Below are 3,330 nucleotides of genomic sequence, written 5' to 3' on the forward strand. Positions count from 1 at the left end.
CCCCTATTCCCCTACCTCGCATTTTCGGGGTTACATCAGTCAAAACTCTTCCCTATAAGGCCCTCCTAGCCTGATACCAGAATCGCGAGCACAACCGGCCGGGTCTTCCCGTCCCGGTTTTTTGTGCAAGCCGCCCGCCGAACGGACCTTTGACATGCCAAGACGCACTGACATCAAGTCGATCCTGATCATCGGGGCCGGCCCCATCGTCATCGGCCAGGCCTGCGAGTTCGACTATTCCGGCACGCAGGCCTGCAAGGCGCTGAAGGAGGAAGGCTTCCGCGTCATCCTGGTCAATTCCAACCCGGCCACCATCATGACCGACCCGGAACTGGCCGACGCCACCTATATCGAGCCGATCACGCCTGAAGTGGTGGCCAAGATCATCGCCAAGGAGCGGCCCGACGCGCTGCTGCCGACCATGGGCGGCCAGACCGCGCTCAACACCGCTCTGTCGCTGCGCCGCATGGGCGTGCTCGAGCGCTACAATGTCGAGATGATCGGCGCCGATGCTACCGCCATCGACAAGGCCGAGGACCGCGCGCTGTTTCGCGAGGCGATGAAGAAGATCGGCCTGGAAACGCCGAAGTCGATGCTGGCCAACGCCACCGACGTCAAGAACACCGACCGCAAGACGCATGAGGCCGAGCGCGCCGCGCTCAAGGCCGAGAAACCGGCCGATCTCGACGCTGCGCTCGACGCCTTGGAAACCCGCTGGAACCTCGGCGAAGGCGACCGCAAGCAGCGCTATATCAGCCATGGCATGGCGATCGCCGCCCAGGCGCTCGACCATGTCGGCCTGCCGGCCATCATCCGCCCGTCCTTCACCATGGGCGGCACCGGCGGCGGCATCGCCTACAACCGCGCCGAATTCTACGAGATCGTCCAGTCCGGCCTCGACGCCTCGCCGACCACCGAAGTGCTGATCGAGGAGAGCGTGCTCGGCTGGAAGGAGTATGAGATGGAGGTCGTCCGCGACAGAGCGGACAATTGCATCATCGTCTGCTCGATCGAGAACATCGACCCGATGGGCGTGCATACGGGCGACTCGATCACCGTCGCCCCTGCCCTGACGCTGACCGACAAAGAATACCAGATGATGCGCAACGCCTCGATCGCGGTGCTGCGCGAGATCGGCGTCGAGACCGGCGGCTCCAACGTACAGTTCGCCGTCAACCCGGCCGATGGCCGCCTCGTCGTCATCGAGATGAACCCGCGCGTCTCGCGCTCGTCGGCCCTGGCCTCGAAGGCGACCGGTTTCCCGATCGCCAAGATCGCGGCAAAACTCGCCGTCGGCTATACGCTGGACGAGTTGGAGAACGACATCACCGGCGGCGCCACGCCGGCCTCGTTCGAGCCGTCGATCGATTACGTCGTCACGAAGATCCCGCGCTTTGCCTTCGAGAAATTCCCCGGCGCCGAGCCGGTGCTGACCACCGCCATGAAGTCGGTCGGCGAAGTCATGGCCATCGGCCGCACCTTCCAGGAATCGCTGCAGAAGGCGCTGCGTGGACTGGAAACCGGCCTGACTGGTCTGGACGAGATCGAGATTCCCGGTCTCAGCCATGGGGGCCTCGGTTCCGCCAACCATGCCGACGACCGCAACGCCATTCGTGCAGCGCTCGGCACGCCGACGCCCGACCGGCTGCGCATGGTGGCGCAGGCGATCCGCATGGGCACCTCGTTGGAGGACGTGCACGCCATGTGCAAGATCGACCCGTGGTTCCTCGAACAGATCGCCGGCATCGTCGCCATGGAAGCCCGCATCCGCGAGCACGGCATTCCCGAGGATGCCGTCAATCTGCGCATGCTGAAGGCCATGGGCTTCTCCGATGCCCGCCTCGCGTCGCTGACGAAGACCGACGCCGAAGTGATTCAGAAAGCTCGCGAAAAGCTCGACGTTCATCCTGTTTATAAACGCATCGACACTTGTGCGGCCGAGTTCGCCTCGCCCACCGCCTACATGTACTCGACCTATGAAGTGCCGTTCGCCGGCGCGCTGGCCAACGAGGCGCAGGTCTCGTCGCGCAAGAAGGTCGTCATCCTCGGCGGCGGGCCGAACCGCATCGGCCAGGGCATCGAGTTCGACTATTGCTGCTGCCACGCCGCCTTCGCGCTGCGCGATGCCGGCTATGAGGCGATCATGATCAACTGCAACCCCGAGACGGTCTCGACCGACTATGACACCTCAGACCGGCTCTATTTCGAGCCCCTGACGGCGGAAGACGTGCTGGAGATCCTGCGCGCCGAACAGGCGTCGGGCGAGCTGGTCGGCGTCATCGTGCAGTTCGGCGGCCAGACGCCGCTGAAGCTCGCCGATGCGCTGGAGAAGGCCGGCATCCCGATCCTCGGCACCTCGCCCGACATGATCGATCTCGCCGAAGACCGCGACCGCTTCCAGAAGCTGCTGCACAAGCTGAACCTCAGCCAGCCGAAGAACGGCATCGCCTATTCGGTCGAGCAGGCCCGCCTGGTTGCCGGCGAGCTCGGCTTCCCGCTGGTGGTGCGCCCGTCCTATGTGCTGGGCGGCCGCGCCATGCAGATCATTCATGACGAGGGCATGCTGCAGACCTACCTGCTCGACACCGTGCCCGGCCTGGTGCCGGAGGACATCAAGCAGAAATACCCCAACGACAAGACCGGCCAGATCAACACGCTGCTGGGCAAGAACCCGCTGCTGTTCGACACCTATCTCAGTGGCGCCATCGAGGTCGATGTCGACTGCCTCTGCGACGGCAAGTCGACCTTCGTCTCCGGCATTCTGGAACACATCGAGGAAGCCGGCATCCATTCGGGCGACAGTGCCTGCTCGCTGCCGGTGCACTCGCTGCCTTCCGAACTGGTCGACGAGCTGGAGCGCCAGACGGCAGCCCTTGCCCGCGCGCTCAATGTCGGCGGCCTGATGAACGTGCAATACGCGATCAAGGACGGCACGGTCTATGTGCTGGAGGTCAACCCGCGCGCGTCACGCACCGTGCCGTTCGTCGCCAAGACCATCGGCCGGCCGATCGCGAAAATCGCCGCCCGCATCATGGCCGGCGAAAAACCGGAAGACGCCTTCGCCCATTACGGCGCGATGCCTGATCCCAGGAACCCCGGCCACATCGCGGTCAAGGAAGCCGTGTTCCCCTTCGCCCGCTTCCCCGGCGTCGACATCCTGCTCGGCCCGGAAATGCGCTCGACCGGCGAGGTCATGGGCCTCGACCGCGATTTTGCGCTGGCCTTCGCCAAGAGCCAGTTGGGCGCCGGCGTCGACCTGCCGCGCTCCGGCACGCTGTTCGTCTCGGTGCGCGACGAGGACAAGAAAGGCATCCTGCCGGCGGTCAAGCG

The 3,330-nt window shown here is 64.8% G+C and carries 1 protein-coding gene; it reads left to right on the forward strand.

The genetic code is table 11. The annotated features are described in order from the left end of the window. Window positions 1–154: 154 nt before the first annotated feature. Window positions 155–3,330, forward strand: a 3,176-nt coding sequence (gene carB, locus EN991_RS28785) for a carbamoyl-phosphate synthase large subunit (protein WP_127370017.1), incomplete at its 3' end; no start/stop codon positions are given.

Origin of the sequence: Mesorhizobium sp. M7A.F.Ca.US.005.03.2.1 (assembly GCF_003997795.1) — a bacterium.
Taxonomy (GTDB): Bacteria; Pseudomonadota; Alphaproteobacteria; order Rhizobiales; family Rhizobiaceae; genus Mesorhizobium; species Mesorhizobium ciceri.